The sequence below is a fragment of the Pseudanabaena minima str. Chao 2107 genome (genome assembly GCF_051131155.1).
Lineage (GTDB): Bacteria > Cyanobacteriota > Cyanobacteriia > Pseudanabaenales > Pseudanabaenaceae > Pseudanabaena > Pseudanabaena minima.
In genome coordinates, this window is record NZ_CP159508.1 from 3,970,224 (window position 1) to 3,994,259 (window position 24,036).

General features: G+C 42.9%; 22 protein-coding genes and 1 pseudogene. 7 read left to right on the forward strand and 16 right to left on the reverse strand.

All coding sequences use genetic code 11. The features are described from left to right. Nucleotides 1-24: 24 nt before the first annotated feature. Nucleotides 25-357 carry a YciI family protein gene (locus tag ABM313_RS18090; RefSeq protein ID WP_434684548.1) on the reverse strand — a complete coding sequence of 111 codons (333 nt, stop codon included), beginning with the start codon at nt 355-357 and terminating at the stop codon, nt 25-27. 327 nt (nt 358-684) lie between these two features. Continuing rightward, nucleotides 685-2,238 carry a site-2 protease family protein gene (locus ABM313_RS18095; protein ID WP_434684549.1) on the reverse strand — a complete coding sequence of 518 codons (1,554 nt, stop codon included), beginning with the start codon at nt 2,236-2,238 and terminating at the stop codon, nt 685-687. A gap of 814 nt (nt 2,239-3,052) precedes the next feature. Here ABM313_RS18095 and ABM313_RS18100 point away from each other — a divergent pair. Both ABM313_RS18100 and ABM313_RS18105 read left to right on the forward strand, forming a co-directional pair. Then, nucleotides 3,053-4,132 (forward strand): leucine-rich repeat domain-containing protein, encoded by a 1,080-nt coding sequence (locus ABM313_RS18100; protein WP_434684550.1) that lies wholly within the window; start codon nt 3,053-3,055, stop codon nt 4,130-4,132. Nucleotides 4,133-4,309: 177 nt separating this feature from the next. Beyond that, the gene (locus ABM313_RS18105; protein WP_434684551.1) at nt 4,310-5,329 is read left to right on the forward strand and encodes a sulfate/molybdate ABC transporter ATP-binding protein; all 1,020 of its coding nucleotides are present in this window, start codon (nt 4,310-4,312) and stop codon (nt 5,327-5,329) included. 101 nt (nt 5,330-5,430) lie between these two features. Here ABM313_RS18105 and ABM313_RS18110 read toward each other — a convergent pair. Next, nucleotides 5,431-6,097: pseudogene (locus ABM313_RS18110) on the reverse strand (Rpn family recombination-promoting nuclease/putative transposase); the annotation flags it as partial. A gap of 68 nt (nt 6,098-6,165) precedes the next feature. Between ABM313_RS18110 and ABM313_RS18115 the strand changes: the two are divergent. Beyond that, nucleotides 6,166-6,504, forward strand: a complete 339-nt coding sequence (locus ABM313_RS18115; protein WP_434684552.1) for a hypothetical protein — start codon at nt 6,166-6,168, stop codon at nt 6,502-6,504. A gap of 252 nt (nt 6,505-6,756) precedes the next feature. Here ABM313_RS18115 and ABM313_RS18120 read toward each other — a convergent pair whose 3' ends face one another. The 11 genes from ABM313_RS18120 to ABM313_RS18170 all read right to left on the reverse strand — a co-directional run bounded on the left by ABM313_RS18120 (nt 6,757) and on the right by ABM313_RS18170 (nt 18,065). Then, the gene (locus tag ABM313_RS18120) at nt 6,757-7,551 is read right to left on the reverse strand and encodes a tetratricopeptide repeat protein (protein WP_434684553.1); all 795 of its coding nucleotides are present in this window, start codon (nt 7,549-7,551) and stop codon (nt 6,757-6,759) included. Between the two features lie 532 nt (nt 7,552-8,083). After that, complete coding sequence (locus ABM313_RS18125; RefSeq protein ID WP_434684554.1) at nt 8,084-8,944, reverse strand: DUF4388 domain-containing protein; 861 nt, start codon at nt 8,942-8,944, stop codon at nt 8,084-8,086. 76 nt (nt 8,945-9,020) lie between these two features. After that, complete coding sequence (locus ABM313_RS18130; protein WP_434684555.1) at nt 9,021-9,560, reverse strand: GTP-binding protein; 540 nt, start codon at nt 9,558-9,560, stop codon at nt 9,021-9,023. Nucleotides 9,561-9,667: 107 nt separating this feature from the next. Then, nucleotides 9,668-10,039, reverse strand: a complete 372-nt coding sequence (locus ABM313_RS18135; RefSeq protein ID WP_434684556.1) for a roadblock/LC7 domain-containing protein — start codon at nt 10,037-10,039, stop codon at nt 9,668-9,670. A 118-nt stretch (nt 10,040-10,157) separates the two neighbouring features. Continuing rightward, nucleotides 10,158-10,634, reverse strand: a complete 477-nt coding sequence (locus tag ABM313_RS18140; protein WP_434684557.1) for a hypothetical protein — start codon at nt 10,632-10,634, stop codon at nt 10,158-10,160. 679 nt (nt 10,635-11,313) lie between these two features. Next, nucleotides 11,314-12,225, reverse strand: a complete 912-nt coding sequence (locus ABM313_RS18145; RefSeq protein ID WP_434684558.1) for a pentapeptide repeat-containing protein — start codon at nt 12,223-12,225, stop codon at nt 11,314-11,316. 361 nt (nt 12,226-12,586) lie between these two features. Beyond that, a complete protein-coding gene (locus ABM313_RS18150) occupies nt 12,587-13,276 on the reverse strand; it encodes a cysteine hydrolase family protein (RefSeq protein ID WP_434684559.1) in 690 nt (229 codons plus the stop codon). A 163-nt stretch (nt 13,277-13,439) separates the two neighbouring features. Next, on the reverse strand, nt 13,440-13,793 hold the full coding sequence (locus tag ABM313_RS18155; protein WP_434684560.1) for a cupin domain-containing protein: 354 nt from the start codon (nt 13,791-13,793) through the stop codon (nt 13,440-13,442). 2 nt (nt 13,794-13,795) lie between these two features. Further along, entirely contained in the window at nt 13,796-15,370 is a 1,575-nt protein-coding gene (locus ABM313_RS18160) for an ABC transporter ATP-binding protein (protein ID WP_434688517.1), read from the reverse strand. A 101-nt stretch (nt 15,371-15,471) separates the two neighbouring features. After that, entirely contained in the window at nt 15,472-16,155 is a 684-nt protein-coding gene (gene biuH, locus ABM313_RS18165; protein WP_434684561.1) for a biuret amidohydrolase, read from the reverse strand. A 257-nt stretch (nt 16,156-16,412) separates the two neighbouring features. Further along, the gene (locus ABM313_RS18170; RefSeq protein WP_434684562.1) at nt 16,413-18,065 is read right to left on the reverse strand and encodes a bifunctional metallophosphatase/5'-nucleotidase; all 1,653 of its coding nucleotides are present in this window, start codon (nt 18,063-18,065) and stop codon (nt 16,413-16,415) included. Nucleotides 18,066-18,200: 135 nt separating this feature from the next. On the opposite strand from ABM313_RS18170, the gene ABM313_RS18175 reads away from it, so the two are divergent. Next, nucleotides 18,201-18,536, forward strand: a complete 336-nt coding sequence (locus ABM313_RS18175) for a hypothetical protein (RefSeq protein WP_434684563.1) — start codon at nt 18,201-18,203, stop codon at nt 18,534-18,536. Nucleotides 18,537-18,756: 220 nt separating this feature from the next. On the opposite strand, the gene ABM313_RS18180 is transcribed toward ABM313_RS18175, so the two are convergent. Next, nucleotides 18,757-19,119: a DUF5615 family PIN-like protein gene (locus tag ABM313_RS18180; protein WP_434684564.1), complete on the reverse strand. Its 363-nt coding sequence runs from the start codon at nt 19,117-19,119 to the stop codon at nt 18,757-18,759. Beyond that, nucleotides 19,116-19,367, reverse strand: a complete 252-nt coding sequence (locus ABM313_RS18185) for a DUF433 domain-containing protein (protein ID WP_434684565.1) — start codon at nt 19,365-19,367, stop codon at nt 19,116-19,118. Before ABM313_RS18185 ends, ABM313_RS18180 begins: the two co-directional genes overlap by 4 nt. A 125-nt stretch (nt 19,368-19,492) precedes the next feature. Between ABM313_RS18185 and ABM313_RS18190 the strand changes: the two genes are divergently transcribed. The 3 genes from ABM313_RS18190 (at nt 19,493) to ABM313_RS18200 (ending at nt 23,970) form a co-directional block, all read left to right on the forward strand. Further along, complete coding sequence (locus tag ABM313_RS18190) at nt 19,493-20,470, forward strand: CHAT domain-containing protein (protein WP_434684566.1); 978 nt, start codon at nt 19,493-19,495, stop codon at nt 20,468-20,470. Next, the gene (locus ABM313_RS18195; RefSeq protein ID WP_434684567.1) at nt 20,415-22,853 is read left to right on the forward strand and encodes a tetratricopeptide repeat protein; all 2,439 of its coding nucleotides are present in this window, start codon (nt 20,415-20,417) and stop codon (nt 22,851-22,853) included. Before ABM313_RS18190 ends, ABM313_RS18195 begins: the two co-directional genes overlap by 56 nt. A gap of 754 nt (nt 22,854-23,607) precedes the next feature. Then, nucleotides 23,608-23,970 carry an endonuclease domain-containing protein gene (locus ABM313_RS18200; RefSeq protein WP_434684568.1) on the forward strand — a complete coding sequence of 121 codons (363 nt, stop codon included), beginning with the start codon at nt 23,608-23,610 and terminating at the stop codon, nt 23,968-23,970. Nucleotides 23,971-24,036: the final 66 nt, after the last annotated feature.

Sequence of the window (24,036 nt, forward strand, 5' to 3'; positions counted from 1 at the left end):
ACTCATTTGTTAACAGCGATATTTCTACATGGGCAACAGAGGACGGACTTCGACCGCACAATTACTAGCGGCTGGGCAGCGAGCTGCCCAATCCATGGCGGTATCTAAATCGGGAACGTCAATAATAAACATTCCTCCCAGTTGCTCTTTGGTGTCAGCATAGGGACCATCTTGAACGTTGCGTTGTCCATTTTGAAGACGAATGGTGGTGGCTGTGTGACTAGGATGAAGTGCTGCTCCACCTGCGGCTACTCCCGCTTCGGCTAAGGCTTGGGAGTAAGCGCCATAGGCTGGCATAGTTTGAGGGCGATCGCGGATGTCTTGCTCGGTTTCATAGACCAAAATTGCGTATTTCATCGGTGTCTATCCGTTTTGAGGTTGATTAAAGCACAGATTTTTTATGCTTTATATCTCTATGACGAGCGAAGCTTGACCATTTCGACAGGAATTGAAAAATTTATTTTGGGATTAATCGCAATTTTACTTACAAAAGAAAAGTGGTGGCGCTTTGCGCCACCACTTTTCTTTTGGGTGTTATATCTGTCGCCATTATCGTTAGGACATAAAACCCAAATAATGTGAGGCGGCGCGAAGAGCCGCCTCACATTATTTGGGTTTTGATTTGTCCTGATACAGGTGGCTATAGCTATATGTGCAAATAAAAAATAGCTACGCTATTTTTTATTATGGTAAAAGCCCACCACCACTACCAATACCTAGACGTTCGGCAACACCAGAAGTCAATGGAAGTAACGTAATCAACATCCAAAAGAGCGCCACCACACCCAATGCTTCGCGATCGCCATCGAGTTCTGAAAGTTCATTCAGCATTGGACGTTCCAGATCTCGCAATAGAATCAAGATAATGCCACCCCAATAGAGCGCAAGGGGATTAATCACTGTGGCAATCACTAGGAAAATCAACGTTAATACCGTTGTCCAACTTGCAGTACGTCGTCCATAGATTGATTGCACGATCCGACCACCATCTAACTGACCAGCGGGCATCAAATTTAAGGCAGTGATGACTGAGCCGAGCCAACCCAGAACCACTAAGGGATGAATCGAAACGAAGTTACTATGTAATGCATCACCAAGGAAAAGTTTCGCTAAGGTTCCAGCGAGTACAGAAGCTTGAAAAATTTGACTGGGAATTTCAATCCCGCCCATGCCGATCGCGGATAGATATAAACCCACAAGCAAAAAGCCCAATGATATTAATCCACTAGCTAAGGCTGGGGCGATCGCAATATCAAATAGGGCAAAACGATTAGGCAATGGCGAAGAAATGCGACTGAATGCACCAAAAGAGCCTAACTGTGACGAAGGCAAGAGAAAAGGTAAACTCATCGTTACCTTATATTTCTTTGCCATCATCCGCATCGCCAACTCACGCACGCCTAAAATTACGCCAATTCCAAGGGCAAAGGGTAAACCTACTAAATATTCTTGAGGCGATTGAATCACAGGAATACCTGCAACTAACGCACCCAAATTTAAGGCTGTATAGCCATTTGCCACAATCAACACGGCAATTAGTACTCTTTGAGGGATCGTATTGTTATCAATGGCACTAACGCGACTAGGAAGCACAATCACTACGGGCTTGCGATCTTGACCTTCTACTAAAAACAAATTGTACTTATCACCAAGGCGATCGCTGAGGGATTTGGTGAGGCGATCATGGACAACATCAGGCTCACCACGCAAATTCCCTTTAAAAATTGCTCCTTCTTGATAGGGAATCGTCTCAGTAACATAGTAGGTTTCAATGCCAAAGATCCCCTGTATCAGCTTCATATCTTCTGTAGGAAGAGCCTTAAACAGTTTTAGCTGTGTTTTGCCTTGAGACATAGCCACAGCAATGGGAGAATTAATCGGTGATTTGTTAGTTGAGTTATCAGGGGAATTAGGGCGATCGCCATTGGCTTCAAGATCTCGCTTCAGCTTCTGCTCGATTACTGACTTTTCCTCAGCAACAGCTTTACGTAATTGATTGCTAATGGCAACATAAGCGATCGTGGAACTAAGTAATAGAAATAATAGCGTTGTAAAATTTATAAAGATACCCGATACAAACAAACCAAAATAAATTAGCCAAGGCGACATGAGCGCTACGAACTGTAGCCAAGACAGTAACCCAAGCTTGCCAAACTTGCGGGAACGAAAATATCCCCAACCCAGTAAAGCAAGGGTAAGTATAAATACAGAGATCGGAAGAAGTGGAGTTGACATCATAAAAATAAATTACAGGAAATCTTAGGAACTCTCGACAAAAAGCCATAATTCCCTACAATTTCTGAGTAGTTTGGCGGTGTTCTGTGTATTCACTTTAGCGACAAACCGTAAGCTAATTGTCCAGAAAGTTTTTAAGATACTCCCTGTCCAGTCTAAAACATAGATAACAAGACCACTTAAATGTTAGTGCAGCGCGACTCTGCACAAAATAAATTAAACCCATGAATTTGTGCCCCTGCAGGGACAAATTCATGGGTTTTGGTTTGTAATCAATTACTTCCAACGACTTATACCAATTCACGAAAGAGTGGCAACACTTTCGTGAATTAAAAACCAGACCCAGTAAGGGTTTTAAAAACACAAAATGGCTATGCCATTTTGTGTTTTGGTATTATTGGTTTTATAGCTATAGTCACCTGTATCAGGACAAATCAAAAAACAAATAGTGTGAGGCGGCGCGAAGCGCCGCCTCACACTATTTAGTTTTTATGTCCTAACAAGCATGGCGACAGCTATATATTCAGACTTAGACTCCTTAGAATATCTAAGTACCTGTGCAAAATAAATTACCAAAACCCGTATAGTTGTGCCCCTGCGGGGCGCAACTATACGGGTTTTGTTTTGTAATTAATTATGCCTAGCTACTTACCCAAGAATTAGTGTTGCGGTGCTTCGTGCAAATTCTTGGCTTTTACTGCCTAATTTTTCACTAGAAAGGGGGAGCTATCGCGTGAAACACCTAGGCTAAGATAAATTCGACAAAATTAAGATAAATTTAAGAAAAAAACGACTTTATAAGATAACTATTTTCACTATGAAAGCTTTAATTTATCGATCCATTCGACCAATATGGTTGCTTATTACTTGCGGACTAACTATATCAGCACCTGCTTGGGGCAATGAGTCCACATTACCTCAAACATTTCTTGAGTGGTGTCAAACCAAAAGCCAGTGGTCTGTAGAGACCCAACTGACAATCAACTATTTACTTTCTGCTGGCGGCAGTCAGGATTGTCAATTAGCATCCCGCAACCTACAAGAGCGAACTGAACTAATTAATTCCGATCCAAAATCAAGGTCTACTAGGCTCACTGATCTGCGCCCCTTGGCTAGTTTGAATCAGTTACAGAGCATGAATATTATCAGCCAAGAACTGACCGATCTTAAACCACTAGCTAAGATGAAAAATCTGAAATTTCTAGCTATTGCTGGGGACAAATTAACTGATCTTACTCCTCTGCGAGAACTAACAGGGCTGCAAGATTTGGTATTGTTTGGGAAAAATATTCAGGATTTACGACCTATCAGCCGACTATCTCAGCTAAAAAAATTTACAATTTGGAATAGTGCTGTCTCCGATCTTTCGCCTTTAAGTCAGTTGTCTAACTTGGAAGAAATTAGTTTGATGAACACTCGAGTTGCTAATTTGCAACCTTTGAGCAAATTGAGATCGCTCCGTAGTCTAGAACTTCAAGATAATCAGATTCAAAATATTCAACCCCTAGCCAAACTAACGAATCTAAGAAGACTATTCCTCTCGAACAACCAAGTCAGCGATCTGCGACCTCTTCAGGGACTCATCCAGCTAAAGACTATTATTCTCAGTTCTAATCGCATCAACGATGTTAGCCCATTAGCTAGTTTAGAACAATTACAGTCTCTCGATCTGAGTTTCAATCGCATTAATGATGTCAGCCCTCTAGCTAATATAAAGCAATTACAATGGCTGATTTTAACAGGCAATCAAATTACGACAATTAAACCACTTCAGAAACTAACCAACTTAGAGAGACTAGTTATTTCTCGAAACCCAATTCCCCATAAGATTTGTCCTATTCAACCTGCTAATATTTGTGATTTCAATACTTCGATAGGAGGGATGAGGGTTTTTTAGATCTAACTCACGTTTATACAAAAAGTGAATAACACTCTTAACGAGGGCTATAATGTGAGATTATATTTAATCAACGGTAAACACATAGGTTAACTGTGGATTTACCAACATTTTTGTAAAAATGTTGGTAAAAGCGATCGCGTCGGACATGTCAAGACAATTTGAGGTAAGTGCAACGTGGGCATTGTTGTAGAAAGCGTAGTTAAGCAGTTTGGTGATTTTTTAGCCCTAGACAATATCAATCTTGAGGTCAAAACTGGATCTCTGGTGGCTTTATTGGGACCCTCTGGCTCTGGTAAGTCCACTTTATTAAGATTAATTGCTGGCTTAGAAACTCCCGATCGCGGCAAGATTTTTCTGACGGGTAAGGATGCCACTGACCAAGATGTACGCGATCGCAACATTGGCTTTGTGTTTCAGCATTATGCCCTGTTCAAGCATATGAACATCCGTCGCAATATTGGCTTTGGACTAGAAATTCGCAAAGAATCAAAGGCGAAAATTGCTGAGCGTGTCGAAGAATTACTAGAACTAATCCAACTCAAAGGCTTAGGCAATCGCTATCCATCCCAACTATCGGGTGGACAACGTCAACGAGTCGCCCTTGCCCGCGCCCTTGCTGTTCAACCCAGCGTGCTGCTCCTTGATGAGCCTTTTGGAGCGCTCGACGCTAAAGTTCGTAAAGAGTTACGGGCTTGGTTGCGCCGACTTCATGATGAAGTGCATGTCACCAGCGTATTTGTTACCCATGACCAAGAAGAAGCGATGGAAGTCGCTGACGAAATTGTGGTGATGAATAAAGGCAAAATCGAGCAAATTGGTACACCTGCGGAAGTTTACGATAATCCAGCCACTCCCTTTGTGATGAGCTTTATTGGTCCTGTAAACGTACTTCCCGCCAGTCGCGATCGCAAGAGTGAGTTTCATGAAATTCACAAGCACGATAATGATGTCTATATTCGTCCCCGTGATATTCATATAGAAACTGAACCAACTAGCAGTTCTATATCCGCCAGAATCACTAGGCTAATCCATCTAGGTTGGGAAGTTCAAGCTGAACTAGTACTGGGTGATGGACAGGTTTTAACTGCTCACATGACTCGTGAACGCTATGATGAATTGAATCTACAACCACAGCAGTATGTCCATATCGAGCCAAAGGATGCTAAGTCGTTTCCACTCGATTATTCGATTTAGTTATCTGCTATTTACGGACTCTATAGGCTCTATTGCGCCAGATTCAGTTGGTCATCTTTTGCTGTTTGAACAAGAGATCGCTGTAGTTTGATATTTGCTAATTAGGATTTAGGCGATCGCTTTGTTTTAACAGACTCGGGTGATTGAATTTTTTTGGCTGAGAGTTTTTGGAGCTTTTGCACTTGTTTGACTGTGAGTCCTGTAAATTGGGCGATTAATTCTACAGAGATGTTGGAACGTATCATGTTTAGCGCAATCTGGTTCGCTGTTTCAGCTTTGCCCTCAGCCTTGCCTTCAGCTTTACCTTTAGCAATACCCTTAGCCTCACCTTCGGCAATGCCTTTAGCTTTGCCTTCAAGCAAGATTTCTTGATAAATAACTGATTCTTTCATGATTTCGCTCCTCAAAAGTCTTTGGATGATTTCTTTATTCAGGGCTATACCCGATATTATAGCGGTCGATGCGGCGACGTTACTTTGTACTTGTTTGTCTGTAATATTTTCAATTTGTCTGGCAACTTGTCTTAGGGTTTCTTCAGGATCTAAGGTTTTGGTTAACACTGCAAAGGGGAAGAGTCCTTGGTATCGCTGAAATATTTCTGTGGGTTGTTCCCATAGTCTCTGGAAATTTACGATATAGCCGCAGTCGATAGTCAGCCATGCGAAAGGGAATATTTTTATTTGGCTCGGTCTGAAATTCGATGTGCAGGATGATTTCGGTTGATTCGAGAAATATCACGGAGTCGGCACGGATTGGTTCGACGGACAATCGATCGCTACAGCCTCAAAAAAATTTGGTATAAACTAGTGATTAGATGTTACTTAGGAGCTAAAACTATGATTGCTAAAACTATTTCCCTAACGGCTGTAAGTTTGGTGTCCGCTACTATGTTTGCTTCGGCAGGCGCGATCGCCCAAATTAATAATGCAACTACCCTATCTGAGCAGACCTTACGTGAAGCGCAACAACAAGAGAGAAGCTCACTTAGTGTTGGTGGTAGCAACCTCAACTTATTGCAACTAATTAATAATATCAACCTTGCTGGTGGCAGATCTCCTGAGCAGTTTCGAGCCAATCAAGCTGAGTCCCTTGACGAAGCTGTTTCTAATTTTAGAGATCAACAACGTCGTGAAGTGAAGATTTCAATTCCCTCAGCAAACACTCAAACCAATTAATGTTTTAAAGAACCCGTTTTTGTGGCAAGGCAAAGCCTTGCCACAAAAAAAGAGGCTGGCGTAAAACGTCAGCCTCTTTTTTACTTCAAATTGATGTTACGTGGAAGGAGTTCCTGTAATGGCATAGGTTTTGGGCTGGCACGGGGGCACAGCCCCTACGAGAACCTTTAAATTTGGGGGTAGGAGCAATCCCCCCGTGGTTGCCCTGCTTCTTTACCAGCAAGAGATTCATCATCTGCGTTCCACCTAACATCAGTTCAAAGTCAAAAACTTTTCGAGAGCCGTAACCAATGATGGCGGCCAACGGCGAATATTTTTGACCCAATTAATATCGCGATAGCGTGGATCAAGATTTTCTACAGAGACCCAATTGCTTTCGGCTTCACCTTGCTTGTGATCAGCCCAAAGAGCCGCAGTTAAAGCAGCCCGCACATCTGTAAAGTTCGGGTATTTGCGTAGAATATTCTTCATCGCCTTAATCGCTTCATCGCTTTTGCCGACCTCATACAAAGCGATCGCCTTATTCCCAAAAGCTGTACTAAAACGCGAATTAACATTCATCGCCGTTTGATAATCGGTGATCGCCTCTTCCCATTTACCTAGCCCTGCTTTTGCGTTACCACGATTGTTATACGCCGCCGCATCCTGAGGATCAATCTCTAGAACACGATTATAATCAGCGATCGCTTCTCCCCATTTACCTAAGCTTTCTAAAGCTGCACCACGATTGAGATAGGGATCGGGAAAATTGGGTGCAAGCTCCACTGACTTGTTGTAATCTGCAAGCGCCTCTTGAGGACGGTTTTGACTCATTTTGGAGTTGCCACGATTGCTCCAACCTGCGGCATTTTCAGGATAGAGCTTGATTAAATCAGTCCAATAGCCTTCTGCGGCTGTAAATTCTCCTGCATCTGTCGCATCAAAAGCTTTTTTGACCAATTCGTCAAGTTGCTTAGATTCGGCTTCGGTAATGTTAAGTTGAGCCTGAGCTGGAGCAGGATTCAAAAGTAAAAATAAGGCAAGAAAAAATGCAAATAGCGATCGCATGGGTATTGAATCCTTGCCAAAAGTAGAGATTGTTTTTGTCTTAATATATCAGGCTGAGAGATTAATTGTGTCTTGCTACTTAACAATGCAGCAATTCTCATTATAAAAGTCGTTTTTTTGAAAGCCCTCCTAAGGCGGGCTTTCAAAAAAACGACTTTTGTGTTTCCAGTGTCAAAATCGATTTCATAATTTTTACTACGACAAATCAAAACCCAGAAGATGAGTTGCGGCGCTTCGCGCCGCAACTCATCTTCTGGGTTTGTGTCCTAACAAGACTGGCGACAACTGTAACGATGACAAAAAGCGGGACTCATTAGCAAAGTAAAATTACAACGATTGCCGATCAAATGAACCATAGGAAATTTTTTAAGAGCGTAGCGAAGGAAGCAACACTTTTAAAAAATTCTTGGTTTGGGTTTGAGCGCAAAGCGCTATAAATATAAACACCAGAAATCTGCACCGACTGCTGAGCAGTCGGTGCAGATTTTGTCTCTACTGTTGTAAGAAAACAAACTCTGTAAGGTAAGTTTAGTTAAACGTTAGCTTTAATCTTAAGATGACCTAGAAGGCTTTGTAAAAATGCATTGCTCGGAGCTGAATAATTTGAATTGCCTGATGTTACTAACCTTGGCATTTCAATCTCTTGATTCTGTGAGGGCAACTCTACCTCAATAAAGGGAACTTCTTCTACTAGTCCCATAGTCATTAATCGAAAAGCAACTTGTTGGAGCTTGTCAATCGGCAATTTTAATTGCTTAGCAATATTCTGAATTGAGACATCTCCGTTGGTAAACTCCCACACCTGTGATTCTAGTTGATTTAGGCGTAATTGGGGTTTACCATTAATTGTACTGACAATACCAGAAGACGCTTCTGGAAGCTTATCTAAGAGCATAGTCCAGTCTTTTAAAGCTCGCAGTCCAGCTAAGGTTACTTCGCTAGGAGGAGCCTTTAAACCCGTCAATTCCGTAATAGGCGCTACTACTTTAGCCTCAAACTGAAACTGTCCATCTAGCAACTCGAATAGTTTGCAAACCTGTTGCAATACCTGCTGACTAAACAACATTTTCAGTTGTTCTGCTTCTAGTAAACCCTGTTCTTTCAGACATAGCCCTGCGGGTTGATCGATGGCACATACTTCTGTAACACGGGATGCAACTCTAGTACTCACCCATCCACGTTTTTGAATCATCGACAACAACCCATATCCATCAAGCCTATCTCCCGCTGCAATAATATTTCCTTGTTTAAACCAAATGCGAAATATCTTGCCTGGATACAATGGATTTTGAGAGCGTTCTTGAATACTTAAACGCCCTGTCTTATTTCCCTGTTCAAGCAATCGAAAGATCTCTGGAAGGGAGAATTCGGATAGATATCCTGAAATAGCCATGACTTAAATCCTTTGATTATGCAAAAAATCAGAATAAAAGAAACAGAATAAAATAGAGTGAAACAACTAGGACTGCCTAGACTAAACAACCTTGCATAGAATGCTGAATCAGGGTAACAATGGCTTGAGCCACTGATGACTGTTCATTAGCATTAACAGTTATGAATGGAGGGCGGGTTTTAGGGTCGATGTACCCTAGTGCGAGCGCAATGTTGTCTGAATGCCAAGCATTAGGGCAGTCCGTATGAGTCAGACCGATCACCATTGGCAACTTTTGCCGTTGATTCATAAAGCTAGCTATTCGACGAGCATAGCGAAACTCGGCTGGACGATGTGCAGCAACAAGTAAGACATAGGCTTGGGCTTTCTTAATCAAAATCTCCCACATGAAGTCAAATCGAGATTGTCCAGGAGTTCCATATAAATGGAGAGCCATTTCTGCCCCAAACTGCAAGCGACCAAAATCAAAGGCAACAGTGGTTTTGGGTTTCAATTCTGCGGTTTCGTCAGTTGCTTGACGATCAGTGTCAACAACTTCAATTTCACTGACAGTTCTGATAAAGGTAGACTTTCCAGCCCCTACTGGTCCAGTCACAACCAAACGCATAATTTCCATAATGTTCAAGTGAATGACTGCAAAGTTTAATGCAGATAAATTACAAGGTATGATTCTCTATTTATATCTGCATTAATACCATCGGTTGCTCAGCATTGACCAAGCCATTATTTTAAAATCTGTTTGATTTCAGAAACAATTCGCTTAATTTCCAGCATCAACATCCCTTGCTTTGCTTTTTGATCAGCTAATACTAGAAGTACTGCATCTTCCCCACAGCTGATCAAAATACCATAGCCCTTGTCGCCTTCAACATAGATACGCTCAATAATCCCTCTGGCTAATTCTTTCCCAATTCTCTCTCCCAAAGACAGCATGGCAGCAGACATAGCCGATACTCTTTCTTCATCCATTGCACCTGGCAAAGTCGAAGCCAATGGTAAACCATCGGGAGTTACAAGTGCAACACCTTGAACATCACTGGTTCCACTTACAAAGTCTTGTAAAACTAGGTTAAGCTTTTCGATATTAATTGCCACGATAGAATTCTCCTGATAAATATAAATACTACGATTGATAATTGATTCTGCTTAGTGGTTTTCAGAAAGACTACTATTCAATGCAGAAATCAATTCAGAACAATTAGAGATATAAGTTTTAGGCTAGGACTTCAAACTCAATAACATCATGAGAACCGCCACGCAGAACTGATTCTGTTTGCTTACCACGAAGACGCTTACCCGTGGCTTTTTCCAGTACTCCTTGAATTGCTCCCAGTGTAAATGTTAGTTTGCGAGGAGATCCTTGAGGCTCTCCAGCAGAGCAGATTGTTTCGCGACTGTAAACCGAAATCAATTCTCCTGATTCAACAATTTTGTCGATAATGCAAAGTCTGGTACCATCTTTGCCCAATGCAGCCTGAAGCATTGGAACAAGTTCAGTATTGGCAAGACCTTTTCCCACAAGACCAAGCTGTTCAGCTACTTGCTTGCCACGGTTACGACCAGCAGAAATTAGAGCGATCGCCGCAGCTTTTTCCCCTAGAGCTTCTTCAGTACCCACAACTACTGCTTTGAAGCAAACTATACTACTGAAATCACCAAGTTCATTACGCATTTGTGAAGTGTCGGACATAGTAGAACCTAAATATTTACATTGACGTGTAAGGAATACCTTCATTCTGAAAGTATCAAAATTACTATTTTTATGAATTCACATGTACTCTATTCCCACTAGAAAATATTCATTGGAAACGTTGATATACATTGCTCTTACTTCCTATCTATGGAATTAAATTCCATCCCCCTGCCCGATAAGAATAAATAATCTTAGTAGTTTTGTTTCCTACGCCATCTAATCTAGAGGCTATAGCTAGCTACAGTGTCAAGGGGGACAAAAAAAAGTTGCTATTATAAAAACTTATCAATTATTTTGATAGAGTATAATCAATGCTTTTTTATAGCTGTCGCCATTCTTGTTGGGACATAAAACCCAAATAATGTGAGGCGGCGCAAAGCGCCGCCTCACATTATTTGGGTTTTGATTTGTCCTGATACAGGTGGCTATAGCTATATAAGTACCTGTGCAAAATAAATTACCAAAACCCGTAAAGTTGCGACCCTGCGGGTCGCAACTTTACGGGTTTTGCTTTGTAATTAATTATGCTTAGCTACTTATATAGCAATATTGGGACAATCATGCCAAAGCCCAAAATGGCATAGCCATTTTGGGCTTTTAAAACCCTTATAGGGTTTGGGTTTTAGTTCACAGAAGTGTTGTAATACTTTTGTGAATTGGTATTAGGGGCGCTGTTTCACTTTGCAATATCAGTTTTAGTAAAATCTGCTCCTGTCAAAATCGCCTCATTAAAATTCACACCTCGTAAATTTGCCCCTGTAAAATTCGCCCCCCCTAAATTTGCAGATGTAAAATTTGCATCTTCTAGATCTGCACCACTAAAGTCGGCTCCGACTAATAATGCATCAGTAAAGTCAGCCTTTTGTAAACAAGCTTCACTCATCATTGCACCAGCTAGATTTGCCCCAACAAATTTTGTTGCGATCATTGAGACCTCACACAAGTCAGACAACATTAATTTGGCATTAGTAAAATCTGCACCACTTAAATTTGCTCCATTGAGTTTTGCGCTGATTAAATTTATTAGTCTAAAGTTCCGTCTGCCAACTGAATACATATACAAAACTTCCTGACTAAGATCAGAAAATAGCGTGTGATCGCGCTGAGTTCCCTCTAAATCTATTGAATTAGAAGATGTACTGATCAAATTGAGTAGAGGATTTTGGGTAAGATCGAAATTGGTAATGTCACAATCAGGTAGAGCTTCGGCAATTAGATCGAGGCGTTGAGAAATATTCTGTCGTTGAGTCATTAACTCCTGAATTTGTAAATCCAGTTTATCAAGCTTCTGCTTTACCATCAGTTTGAAGGTTGCATAGGGTATGGTATGAACAACTTGTAAATCCAACAGTTGTTTTATCTCATCAAGAGAAAGTCCAAAAGCTTTAGCTCCTTGAATAAATAAAAGACATTCCAGCGCATCTGTAGAGTAGATTCGGTAGCCTTGCTCAGTTCGATGAGGTTTGCGCAATAATTCCAGACGTTCGTAATAGCGAATAGTTTGAATAGGAATTTCGACTAAATGACTGAGTTCACCAATTAGCCAACCACGAGCACTACCAACTGAGCTATTTTCAATTAGTTCCATAATATTTTAGAAACTATTTTAGAACTCATCATATGCATAAGTATTTTAATATGATATAGCGATCGCTACTTTATCCAAAAAACTAAATATAGCTATAGACACCTGTATCAAGACAAATCAAAACCCAAATAGTGTGAGGCGGCGCTTCGCGCCGCCTCACACTATTTGGGTTTTATGTCCTAACAAGAATGGCGACAGCTATAGCTACGCGATTTTGGATTTTGGTATAAGAATTGTTTTTTAACCCAGTCACAGGCTAGCTTAAAAAAACAATATTGGATTTTCCATTACCATAGGCACTGGAAAACCCAATATTGTTTTTTTTAATGAGAATTGTTTTACGCTTTGCGCTGTAAATGATCTATGCGATCGCCATTGCTTTAGGTGCGAGAGCCGAAATCACTGCCTCAGAGTCAGCAGTCCAGCCAATAATACCGCCTTGAGCGCGAAGCATTTCAATGGTTGACGACTTAAATTCTGGGAAATAGCTAGCAGTTCCATCTTCGATCAGTAAGCATTCATAACCACGATCATTAGCTTCACGCATTGTTGTCTGTACACAAACTTCCGTAGTTACACCTGTAAATAGAAGATGGGTAATATTTTCCTTTTGTAAAATCTCTTCTAGATTTGTCCGACAAAAAGCTCCTTTACCAGGCTTAATGATCACGATTTCATTCTCTAAAGGTGTAAGTTCAGGAATAGGGTTATTTCCATCTTCACCAGCGATTAAGATCCTGCCCATTGAGCCTTGATCCCCAATCTTGAGATGATCGCCTTTGCCGCGATTGAGCTTTGAAGGAGGACAATCGGATAGATCAGGTGAATGCGCCTCAATTGTATGAATGACTGGCAAATTTAGCGCTCGGAAAGTGTCTAACAGTTGCTTGACAGTTGGCACAATGCTTTGCAGTTGGGTGACATCATTCCCAAGGGCTTCACCGAATCCGCCATGTTCTAAAAAATCTCGTTGCATATCAATAATCACAAGAGCAACTTTGCTATCAGTTGGTAGCTCGTATTCATAGGGCTGAGCAGCGATCGCAGGCATAAGTTTTTCCTCAGTAATTTGCTTACAGGCACTGCATTGCACCGCCTGTATTAATGGATAAATACAAAAAACACAAATAGGTTATTTTGTGTTTTTAAAACCCTGACTGGAATTGGTTCTCAACTCACAAAAGTGTGATGACACTTTTGTGAGTTGGTATAAATTATTCGTTAATAATTACAGGTTTTTCCCAAACAATAAGCACTACACAGCCTTCTTCACTAGAGACTTGGTGGCTAGTATCAGGAGGATTGATGATTACTGAACCTTTGTTGTATTTGCCATTGGCATCGGCTTGTGAACCCGACAATACAAATATATGTTCGTAACCTGAATGGGAATGATGGGGAACTCTGGCTCCAGCTTCATAGCGGAGTAGAGCCGCACTTGCTCCCGTATCACTCTTATATAAAGGATAGATTTCGACTCCTTTGCGAAATGGCTCCCACAATAGATCATCATAGCTAGCGCGAGTAAGCAATTCGGGAAAGATCCGAACTTGTTGATTGATGATCATCGTTAATGTCCCGCCATCTTCTGCCCAATTTCGGCGAGATTGACTTCAGCACTGGTACTTTCATAAACAAATTTACCGTCACTCATGACCAGAATGCGATCGCTTAGAGTCAAGATTTCATCGAGATCTTCACTGACTAGGAGGACAGCAACGCCACGATTTCGCGCTTCGACAATTTGATTATGAATATATTCAACCGCCGCAAAGTCCAAGCCGAAGACAGGATTTGCCACAATCAATAATTTGATTTGCTCAGCAGATAGCTCTCTAGCAAGAACTGTACGCTGTACATTACCACCTGAAAGATTACCCACAGGAGTTTCAGGAGATGGTGTTTTAATGGAGAAGACCTTGATCAAATTCTTCGCAGTTTCACGAATTGCTTTGAATAGTAAGAGGATTCCTGCTTTAGCTTGTGGAGGACGATCAAAGGTGCGTAAAGCCAAGTTTTCGGCAACACTCATGTGTGGCACACAGGCATTTCGCAGAGGTTCTTCAGGTAGTGAAAATACTTGATGGGTATACATTTCCTTGCGGGTAGCAGTATAGCGATCGCCGTTGACAAAAATTTCACCAGCCGTGAGAATACGCTGACCAGATAGAACTTCTACTAACTCCCTCTGACCATTGCCTGAGACACCAGCGATACCGACAATTTCGCCACTCTTGATTTTTAAATTAACACCAGTGACTGCTTCTAAACCATTGTCGCGATCGGCATGAAGATTACGCGCATCAAGAACCAGATTATCTGTAGTAACTTCTGTTTTGGCAACTTGACGGGCTTCTTTCGCTTCACCTAGCATCATGGCAGCCATATCAGAAACTGATAGATCTTTCGTAGAACCCGTTCCTGCAAATTTACCTTTACGCAGTACTGTGACATTGTCGGCAAAGGTGGTAATCTCGCGGAACTTGTGACTGATCATCAGTACGCTTAATCTGCCTGCGGTGACTTCTTCACGTAAAAGTCCTAATACTTCATCAGCCTCTTGGGGAGTTAATACTGATGTAGGTTCATCAAGAATGAGAATACGACTTTTGAGATAAAGCTGTTTGAGAATTTCTAACTTTTGCTTTTGTCCAGCCGCCAGTTGTGAAATTGGAGTATTGAGATCAATTTTGAAAGGAGCCGAAGCCATGAATGCTTCTAGCTTTTCTAATTCATCTTTCCAGTTAATCACCTTGGGGGTATCAGGGCGAACCAGTAAAAGGTTTTCCGCAACTGTCATGGCAGGTACAACGGTGAAATGCTGATAAACCATGCCAATACCATAGTTATAAGCATCGCGAGGACTATGGATATCGCGGGACTGTTTATTAATCAAAATGTCGCCATGAGTTGCCGCATGGAAACCCATAATGCACTTGACCAAAGTACTCTTACCTGCACCATTTTCACCAAGTAAGGCGTGAAAAGTTCCGGGGGCAAGCTTAAGTGATACGTTGTCAACGGCAACGAAAGAACCAAATCTCTTAGAGATATTTACGAGTTCTAGTTCAGGCGGTAGGTGCGATCGCAGAGTATCAGTAGAAACACTAGCTGGAATAGCCAAGGATGGTATCGACTCTTTCATAGATTCTTCTTCGACCAGATTAGCAGCAAGATCGCTTTCAAGATCGTCAGGCATCGGTTTTTCCATAGCGACGTATACTTATATGCATTTTTATGATTTAACTAGAAATTTTTGGCGATCGCTGTAGTCAATGTTTCAGAATCACTGACTGCACCAAATACGCCGCCTTGCATTTCAATCATTTTTAGGGCTGCAAGGTGGTTGCCATAGTCAGTAGCGCCTGTGCAGTCTGATAGCATCAAACATTCATAGCCGCGATCATTGGCATCACGCATGGTCGTATGGACGCAAACATCAGTGGTAATACCTGACAAAATAATATTTTGAATGCCATTGCGTTTCAAGATCAAGTCGAGATCAGTGGCATAAAACGAGCCTTTACCAGGTTTGTCAATAATTGGCTCACCATCTATAGGGTACAGATCGGGAATGATGTCCCAACCCTTTTCACCACGTACTAAGATCTTGCCACAAGGTCCTTCATCGCCAATTCCTGCACCAATTCTTTGCGATCGCCAGCGCTTATTTTCAGGTAAATCTGATAAGTCGGGGCGATGACCTTCGCGGGTATGGATGATCAAAAAGCCTTTTTCACGAAATAGGGTCAAGACTTTTTTGATTGGCTCGATGGGGGCGCGGGTGAGTGAGAGGTCATAGCCCATTTTGTCTACATAGCCGCCGACACCGCAAAAGTCAGTTTGCATGTCGATGATGATCAAAGCCGTATTATCTGGTCTGAGATCGCCGTTGTAGGGGTAGGGGTAGGGCGTAGAATCGATATACATAAGTGATTTTTTTAAGATTAATACAAATTGCATTGTAGATTTGTATTAATTGTTGAGGATCTGGTTAGCCCAGACTGTTACTCAGAAACTTATAGCGATCGCTGCCTTACCTCAAAAGCATATAGCTATAGACACCTATATCAAGACAAATCAAAAACCAAATAGTGTGAGGTGGCGCGAACCGCCGCCTCACACTATTTGGTTTTTATGTCCTAACAAGCATGGCGACAGCTATATATTGATCCCATGACTAAATTTTACTGACGGACAATGCGATTCTCGGTCTTTACCTGCAAGGGTGAGTTAGCAGTGATATATTCAGCGATCGCATCCGATAGTAGATACCCAGTTTCTAATAGATTTTTACCTTCCGCAAAAACACGATAACCATCACCACCAGAAGCAAGGAAGTTATTTGTGGCTACCTTATAAATTGCCTTGGGATTCAATAATTGGAAGTTACCTGAAACATCTTTAACTTCTACTTTCGTAACTCGCTTGCCTACGGGAAGTTTCGCATTCCATACAAAGCGAATTCCTGCCACTTGGGGAAATCTGCCTTCCCCTTGCTCCGCCATACTTACACCACTCTCTAATGTTTCTTGTAACTGCTTGCCAGTTAACTCTACCCTTGTAATCGTATTGCCAAAGGGAAGTACTTCTAAGACATTTCCCATCGTGATATTGCCTAGAGGGAATCCATTGCGAATTCCACCCGCATTGATTAGAGCAACTTGGACTTGATCTATCTTTGTTTTTGCCAAGATCGCATCAGCAATCAAATTGCCTAAAGCCGTTTCGCTAGTGCGTAGTTTAACGCGATCGCCATCTAGCGCTACCAAAGATTTACCAATAATCTTTTGACGTAGTGCTTCAATTGGAGCAGCATAGGCTTTGAGTTTATCGACAAATTCTTGATTGGGTTTGATACTTTCGTCAATGGCATGGGGTTTACCTGCCCAAGCAATCAACTTACCCGTGCGATCAAAACTCACCGACAGATCGCCTAAATATTTACCCCATTCCCAATCTGTGACTACCAGTACAGGTTCCTTAGTTCCATTCTTCTCAACCAATGGATAGGGATGATTAGCATTGGGAATATTGCCAATGGATGTATGGCTATGACCACCAATAATAATATCAATGTCAGGGACTTTTCGCGCTAATGTGACATCATTCTCAAATCCAATGTGTGTTAGGGCAATAATTTTATTAATTCCCTGTTGTTTGAGAGCCGATATTGAAGTTTGTGCTGCCGCGATCGGATCAGTAAACTTCACTCCATCACCGACATTGGCTAATATCGCCGTGTCAGGAGTCGTCAAGCCAAATACACCAATCTTTTCGCCTTTCATATCAAGAACATGCCAAGGACGAACTTTGCCATAGAGAGGCGATTCGGGTGCAATGTCGATATTTGCGGAAATGATGGGGAATTTTGCCTTAGCGATGAAGTCAGCGAGGACTTGCTGACCGCGATCGAATTCATGGTTGCCAATGGTTCCTGCATCGTAGGCAAGGGCATTATAAAAATCGAGATCCGCCTGTCCGAGATATTGATTGAAATAGAGCGTACCTTGAAAAATATCCCCTGCATCCAATAGCAGCAAAGGCTCTTGATTAGTCTTATTCTCCGCACGAATTTGATCGATGAGAGTGCGACGACGGGCGATTCCACCCAATAGGCGATCGCCATATTTGACAGGTTCCAAATGCGCGTGATGATCGTTAGTATGCAAAATCCTCAGGGAGAAGCGACTTTCCTGTGCAACGACATTTAACAGCGCAGGAGACACGGCAATCAGAAAGGTAATCACGAAAGCTACGAATATCTGCAAAGATCGCCTCATCTGAAGTTTCAGTTTTAAGTAATTGGCGATCGCTTTTAAACTATTCTTCGCTTTCACAGTCATCACCTTTAGATTTATCTTGATTGTTATACCTCAAGTGTGAGGTCGCACAGATCAGCACCTTACACTTATCTATCAGAAACCAAATATAACCTAAAATTTTAGTCAAATTAGCAATTGGTTAACTCGATCATGTCAGAAGTTAGTTCAGAAATTAAATTTGCGATCGAAGGTGATGGAGCGATTGAAGCTACTGAGGAATTGTTGGCTTTAGAAGGAATTGAAGGCTCCTATGCTGTGAATGAAGAGATTCAGCGTGAAGGTGTACTTGCGACGATCGCTTCGATTGTTGGGATTGTATCTGGCACTTTGGCAGTTGCGGAGCAAATCCGTAAATGGTATCAGGAATATAAGGCTGGCAAGTCGGGCAAGAAGATTGCGAAGGTGTTGATCGTTGGACGCAAAGGTGAACGTCTCTTGCTAGAAAATGCGACAATCGAACAAATCCGTAAAGTTTTAGAGAGTTAAGTGGTAGGGTGCTGTTAGGCGCAGCCGTAACGCACCCATAAGTAAGTTTCTTTTACTTATAAATTGGTGTTCTCAGGGCATGAATTTCTTGCTGATAGCAAAATAGGGCAACCACGGGGGGATGGCGACTACCTGAATAATTTAAATTTTGGTAGGGGCTGTGCCCCCGTGCCAGCCCCGATCCTTCAACATTGCAGAAATTCCTTCCACTTAACATCAGTTATAAAGGTAAACGCCTTAGTCGAATGGAACCTTCATTTACTGAGATAATTGCGCCACTTTCTAACTCTGTTGAATAGTTTGTTAAGACAGATAATAAATAGGTATTAACTACTTCTCGACTGACATTTCCCAAACGAAATAAAATCACGCTAGGTAAGCTTTCACCGCTAATTGCTAGCAGTTGAGTAAAATCTAAATCCACTGTAAGCAATATTCGCCCTTCTTGCCGAGATTTTTGTAAAATGCTTGGATCTGGCATCCGTTCTAGATTTTGCTCGACCAGATGAATTGCATCATAACCGCGCTCTCGTAAAAGGGCGATCGTGCGGGGAGAGATGCCCATATCACCTAAAAATTTCATACAGCTTGGGCGGTTTGTGGCAAGAAAATCACCCGTTCTTGAGTTAGCCATGCGGCATATTTTAGGGATTGTTGAATGTCTTCTGGTTCGAGATATGGATAATCCTCAATAATTTCCGCGATCGATAAACCATTGGCAATCAGGTTGACAACTACAGAAATAGGTATCCGCATTCCACGAATGCAAGCTTGTCCAGCCATAATCTGTGGATCAAAGGTGATGCGATCTAGTCCAGTTAGCGTGGTCACGAGGTTAACCTCCTATGAATTTGATTAAGAAGGTGAAAGGTAAAGAATAAAAGAGATGCTTTAATGAGATATAGCTTGCTCTAGCTTACCAGCAAAAAATTTTGCAAACAACTTGGGAGTAGTTTGTGCAAATTCTTTATATCGAGTTGCATCCCAGCAGTGAGACTAAGGTTGAGTTGCGGTATCAAAAGCTGAATGGTCAAGGCTATGAAAAGCAGATCTTGCGGATTAGTGATATTGAGGATGCGATCGCTTTAGCGGAACGGGATATTTATACGCTGATGCCTGACCCTGTGGCGATCGGGAAGAAATTATTTGGCTGGTTGGATGGGGATGGGCGCTGGTTGAGTCGTGCCTTGGCTGACTGTCAGGGGGAATTGTTGGTTTTAGCGATCGCCAACTTAGCTAAACTCCCGCATTTGCCTTGGGAGGTGCTACACGATCGCGAGGGATTTTTGATCGATCGCACTTTTCCTAAGGTTGTTCCTGTGCGCTGGACTAAGGGAGAGGTGGTTGCCATTGAGCCAGCCGATCGTCCTTTGCGGGTGATGTTTATGGCGACTGATCCTGAAGGGGTGCTGCCACGTTTGGAGTTTGAGAAGGAGGAGGGCAAGATTTTAGAGGCGACGCGGGACTTGGCGCTGACCTTGCGGGTGGAGGAAAGTGGCTGTGTGAGTGAGTTGGAAAAGACTTGGCGGCGCTATGGCACTAATCATTTTGATGTGTTTCATTTGACGGGTCATGCTTCGATCGCTGATGATGGTCAGCCGTTTTTTATTACGGAGACGGAGACGGGCGATCGCTGTGATGCGAAGGCGGTTGAGATTGCCAATGCCTTGCGGTTTCGGTTGCCGCGTTTAGTGTTTTTGTCGGGCTGTCGGACGGGTCAGGCTGGCGAGCAGGGTGCTACGCCTTCGATGGCAGAGTGTTTGTTAAATTTGGGATTGACGGCGGTGTTGGGTTGGGGTCGTCCGATTGGGGATGATGTGGCGACTCTGGCGGCGGCTTGTTTGTATGAGTCTTTGGCTTCGGCGAATAGTTTAGTATTTGTTGAATTTGGGATTGACGGCGGTGTTGGGTTGGGGTCGTCCGATTGGGGATGATGTGGCGACTCTGGCGGCGGCTTGTTTGTATGAGTCTTTGGCTTCGGCGAATAGTTTAGTAGAGGCGATCGCGGCGACCTATCAGAAATTGCGAGAGGAGAATATTTCTAATTGGTATTTGTTGCGGTTGTATGGGCGCGGCAAGTTGGATGTGAGTTTAGCGGCGTTGGTGTTGCCGTTGGGCGATCGCCTGTGGCAAGGGTCTTCAGAAATTGAGCAGTTATTTCTCGATCCTGATGATGCGACTACGCCGAGGGTGGTGCGGCGCGAGGACTTTGTGGGGCGGCGGCGCATTTTGCAGACCTGTTTGCGGGAGTTGCGGGAGAGCAATAATCTGGGGGTGTTGTTGCATGGGATGGGTGGTTTGGGTAAGACGACGGTGGCGAAGCGGTTGTTGGAACGGATTGCCGATCCGCAAAACTCGAACTATGACACGATTTTTAATTACAAGCAGTTTGATGAGGCGAAGCTGTTGCAGGATTTGGCGAAAAATTGCACTTCTGAGGCGGGGCATGAGATTCTCAATGGTAAGTTACCGCTAATGCAGAAGTTGACGAAGTTTCTCAAGGAGGGCATGAATGAGAAGGATCGCTGTTTGATGTTTGTTTTGGATGATTTTGAGGAGAATCTGGAAGAGAATGCGTTTGGGGCATGGGTGCTGAAGTATGAGGTGGTGGAGCCTTTGATGGCTTTGGTGAGTGCGATCGCCCGTTCTGGTTTGCGCCATCGGTTGATTGTGACCTGTCGCTATGATTTTAATTTGCCCGACGTTGCCCTAAATGCAAGGCTATTTCGCGTGCCGTTGTTTTCGTTGCGGGGTGTGGATCTTAAGAAGAAGTGCGATCGCCTTGCTGGGTTTAAGTTGCCGATGTTGTCGCGTGAGGATGCGGAGCCTTTGGTGGCGTTACAAAAACAGGCGATCGCGGTGGCGGATGGGAATCCGAGGTTGTTGGAGTGGTTGGCGGCGATTTTGCCGAATGATCTGTTGACGGAGGCACAAAAGCAGGAAGTTTTGGATCGGATGAATGCGAAGCAAATTGAGTTTCGCGAACATATTCTCGCGGAGACGTTACTAGCTCAGCAAAGTCCAGATTTGCGGGAAATGTTAAGGCTGGGTTTGGTGTTCGATTTGCCTGTGCCTGAGTTGGTGTTTGCGAAGGTATGTGAGGGAGTTGAGAATCTCAAGCTGCATCAAGTTCGGGCAAAGGCGATCGGTTTATTGGAAGTGGAAGATCCCCCTGCCCTGTCGGGCATCCCCCTTACAAAGGGGGACTCAGAAGCAACGAACAAGCCCCCCTTTGCAAGGGGGGTTAGGGGGGATCTCTATCGTGTGCCGAAGATTTTGGTGGAGTTGTTAAGTCCAGAGTTTACGCAGGAGATTTATGCAACAGCAGCAAGGGAACTCTATCGAGTTTGGTGGGAATCGGATTACAACATCAGCGAAGATGAATTATTAGAAATTCATCGGTTGGCTTTGTTGGGTGACGAGAAAGAGATTGCTTCTAAAATTGCTTATGCTTTAGCAGGTAAATGGAGAAAAGTTAGTAGATTTCGAGAAATTGTTCAAATTTGTAAATCAACGATAGAAATTTCGCTAGATTACAGAGTTCTCAAAGAATTTGGATTTGCCGAACAGAATCTTGGCAATGTTCAGCAAGCATTAGATTACTACCAGCAGGCTATAAACCTTTGTCCTGAAGAAGATTTGAGTGAAAAAGTTTCTCTAAGTCATTACTTAGGTTTTATTAAAAGGAGATTAGGAGAGATTGAAGAGGCATTAACTTTATTTCAGCAAGCGAAAGAAATCTATGAGAATATTGGAGATGAGGGAAATGTAGCTGCTGCTTTGCATCAAATGGCAATGATCTATGACCAACAGGGACAGATAGACCAAGCGATCGCCCTCTATCAGCAGTCCTTGGAAATCACAGATCGCATCGGAGATGTGCAGGGCAAAGCTGACACATTGCATCAAATGGCAGGAATCTATGCCCAACAGGGACAGGTAGACCAAGCGATCGCCCTCTATCAGCAGTCCTTGGAAATCACAGATCGCATCGGTGACGTGCAGGGCAAAGCCGCCACATTGCATCAAATGGCAATGATCTATGCCCAACAGGGACAGGTAGACCAAGCGATCGCCCTCTATCAGCAGTCCTTGGAAATCCAAGAAAGCATCGGTAACGTGCAGGGCAAAGCCATGACACTTGCAAATATGGGATATTTATCAGCGAACAATGGCGATTTTCAAACGGCGATTTCCTATCTCCAAGAATCCCTCACCATCCTGCAACACCTCAAATCCCCCCACGCAGCCACAGTTCAGAGTTTGTTAGAACAAGTCCAACAACTAGCAAAAAGCCCCCCTTTGCAAGGGTGGTAGGGGGGATCAACCCTCTAAACGGAGCCAGAAAAATTTATTCAAGCTTGCAAGGCGACTAAAGATCCCCCCTCCCCCCCTTAGAAAGGGGGGCTTTAGACAACTTCACAAAATGAGAAATTTATCTTGGAAACTATTGCAGAAAAAGAAATCTCTTAAAAGCCCCCCTTTGCAAGGGGGGTAGGGGGGATCAACCCTCCAAACGTAGCAAGAAAAATTTATTCAATCTTGCAAGGCGATCGCACAATTGACTCAATACATTTAAAGTGACTAAAGATCCCCCCTACCCCCCTTAGAAAGGGGGGCTTTCAGACAACTTCACAAAATGAGAAACTTATCTTGGAAACTATTACAGACAAAAGAACCTCTTCTCTTAAAAGCCCCCCTTTGCAAGGGGGGTAGGGGGGATCAACCCTTCAAACGCAGCCAAAAAACTTTATTCAAGCTTGCAAGGTGATCGCACAATTGACTCAATACATTCAAAGTGACTAAAGATCCCCCCTACCCCCCTTAGAAAGGGGGGCTTTCAGACAACTTCACAAAATGAGAAACTAATCTTGAAAACTATTACAGATAAAGGAACCTCTTAAAAGCCCCCCTTTGCAAGGGGGGAGGGGGGATCAAACCCTCAAACGCAGCCAACAACCCCTCTATCCCAATTGAACATATGGCAGAATTCCATAAGATAAACAACTGACGAAAGCGAAAAGTTTAGATCCCCCCTACCCCCCTTAGAAAGGGGGGCTTTTAAGAAACCATGATCCAAACCGACAACCATCTGCCTTACAACCCAAAACTAGGCGATCGCGCTAAAGAACTTCGCAAAAACATGACCAAAGCAGAGCGAAAACTTTGGTATGACTATCTTCGCCACCTTTCCACCAGATTTTATCGACAAAGACCAATCGACAACTTTATCGTAGACTTTTATTGCCCAGCCTTAAAGCTAGTGATTGAAATTGATGGCGACACGCACAATAGTCAAGAGGCAAAAGATTATGATTTAGAGCGATCGCAGAGATTAGAGGGTTATGGATTGCAAGTGGTCAGGTTTACAAATGAAGAAGTTTTAGCTGATTTTGAAGGGGTTTGTTTGAGAATTGAAAATTTCACTCCATAGAATGTCTAAGCACAGAGGGCGCAGCATTTGCGAATTGAGATTTCGGTGGTGAGTTTTAAAAATGTC

Excerpts from the sequence above, each read along its gene's own strand:
- ABM313_RS18090 (WP_434684548.1), bottom strand. The coding sequence starts at position 357 with ATGAAATACGCAATTTTGGTCTATGAAACCGAGCAAGACATCCGCGAT.
- ABM313_RS18095 (WP_434684549.1), bottom strand. The coding sequence starts at position 2,238 with ATGATGTCAACTCCACTTCTTCCGATCTCTGTATTTATACTTACCCTT.
- ABM313_RS18100 (WP_434684550.1), top strand. The coding sequence starts at position 3,053 with ATGAAAGCTTTAATTTATCGATCCATTCGACCAATATGGTTGCTTATT.
- ABM313_RS18115 (WP_434684552.1), top strand. The coding sequence starts at position 6,166 with ATGATTGCTAAAACTATTTCCCTAACGGCTGTAAGTTTGGTGTCCGCT.
- ABM313_RS18120 (WP_434684553.1), bottom strand. The coding sequence starts at position 7,551 with ATGCGATCGCTATTTGCATTTTTTCTTGCCTTATTTTTACTTTTGAAT.
- ABM313_RS18125 (WP_434684554.1), bottom strand. The coding sequence starts at position 8,944 with ATGGCTATTTCAGGATATCTATCCGAATTCTCCCTTCCAGAGATCTTT.
- ABM313_RS18130 (WP_434684555.1), bottom strand. The coding sequence starts at position 9,560 with ATGGAAATTATGCGTTTGGTTGTGACTGGACCAGTAGGGGCTGGAAAG.
- ABM313_RS18140 (WP_434684557.1), bottom strand. The coding sequence starts at position 10,634 with ATGTCCGACACTTCACAAATGCGTAATGAACTTGGTGATTTCAGTAGT.
- ABM313_RS18145 (WP_434684558.1), bottom strand. The coding sequence starts at position 12,225 with ATGGAACTAATTGAAAATAGCTCAGTTGGTAGTGCTCGTGGTTGGCTA.
- ABM313_RS18150 (WP_434684559.1), bottom strand. The coding sequence starts at position 13,276 with ATGCCTGCGATCGCTGCTCAGCCCTATGAATACGAGCTACCAACTGAT.
- ABM313_RS18155 (WP_434684560.1), bottom strand. The coding sequence starts at position 13,793 with ATGATCATCAATCAACAAGTTCGGATCTTTCCCGAATTGCTTACTCGC.
- ABM313_RS18160 (WP_434688517.1), bottom strand. The coding sequence starts at position 15,370 with ATGAAAGAGTCGATACCATCCTTGGCTATTCCAGCTAGTGTTTCTACT.
- biuH (WP_434684561.1), bottom strand. The coding sequence starts at position 16,155 with ATGTATATCGATTCTACGCCCTACCCCTACCCCTACAACGGCGATCTC.
- ABM313_RS18175 (WP_434684563.1), top strand. The coding sequence starts at position 18,201 with ATGTCAGAAGTTAGTTCAGAAATTAAATTTGCGATCGAAGGTGATGGA.
- ABM313_RS18180 (WP_434684564.1), bottom strand. The coding sequence starts at position 19,119 with ATGAAATTTTTAGGTGATATGGGCATCTCTCCCCGCACGATCGCCCTT.
- ABM313_RS18200 (WP_434684568.1), top strand. The coding sequence starts at position 23,608 with ATGATCCAAACCGACAACCATCTGCCTTACAACCCAAAACTAGGCGAT.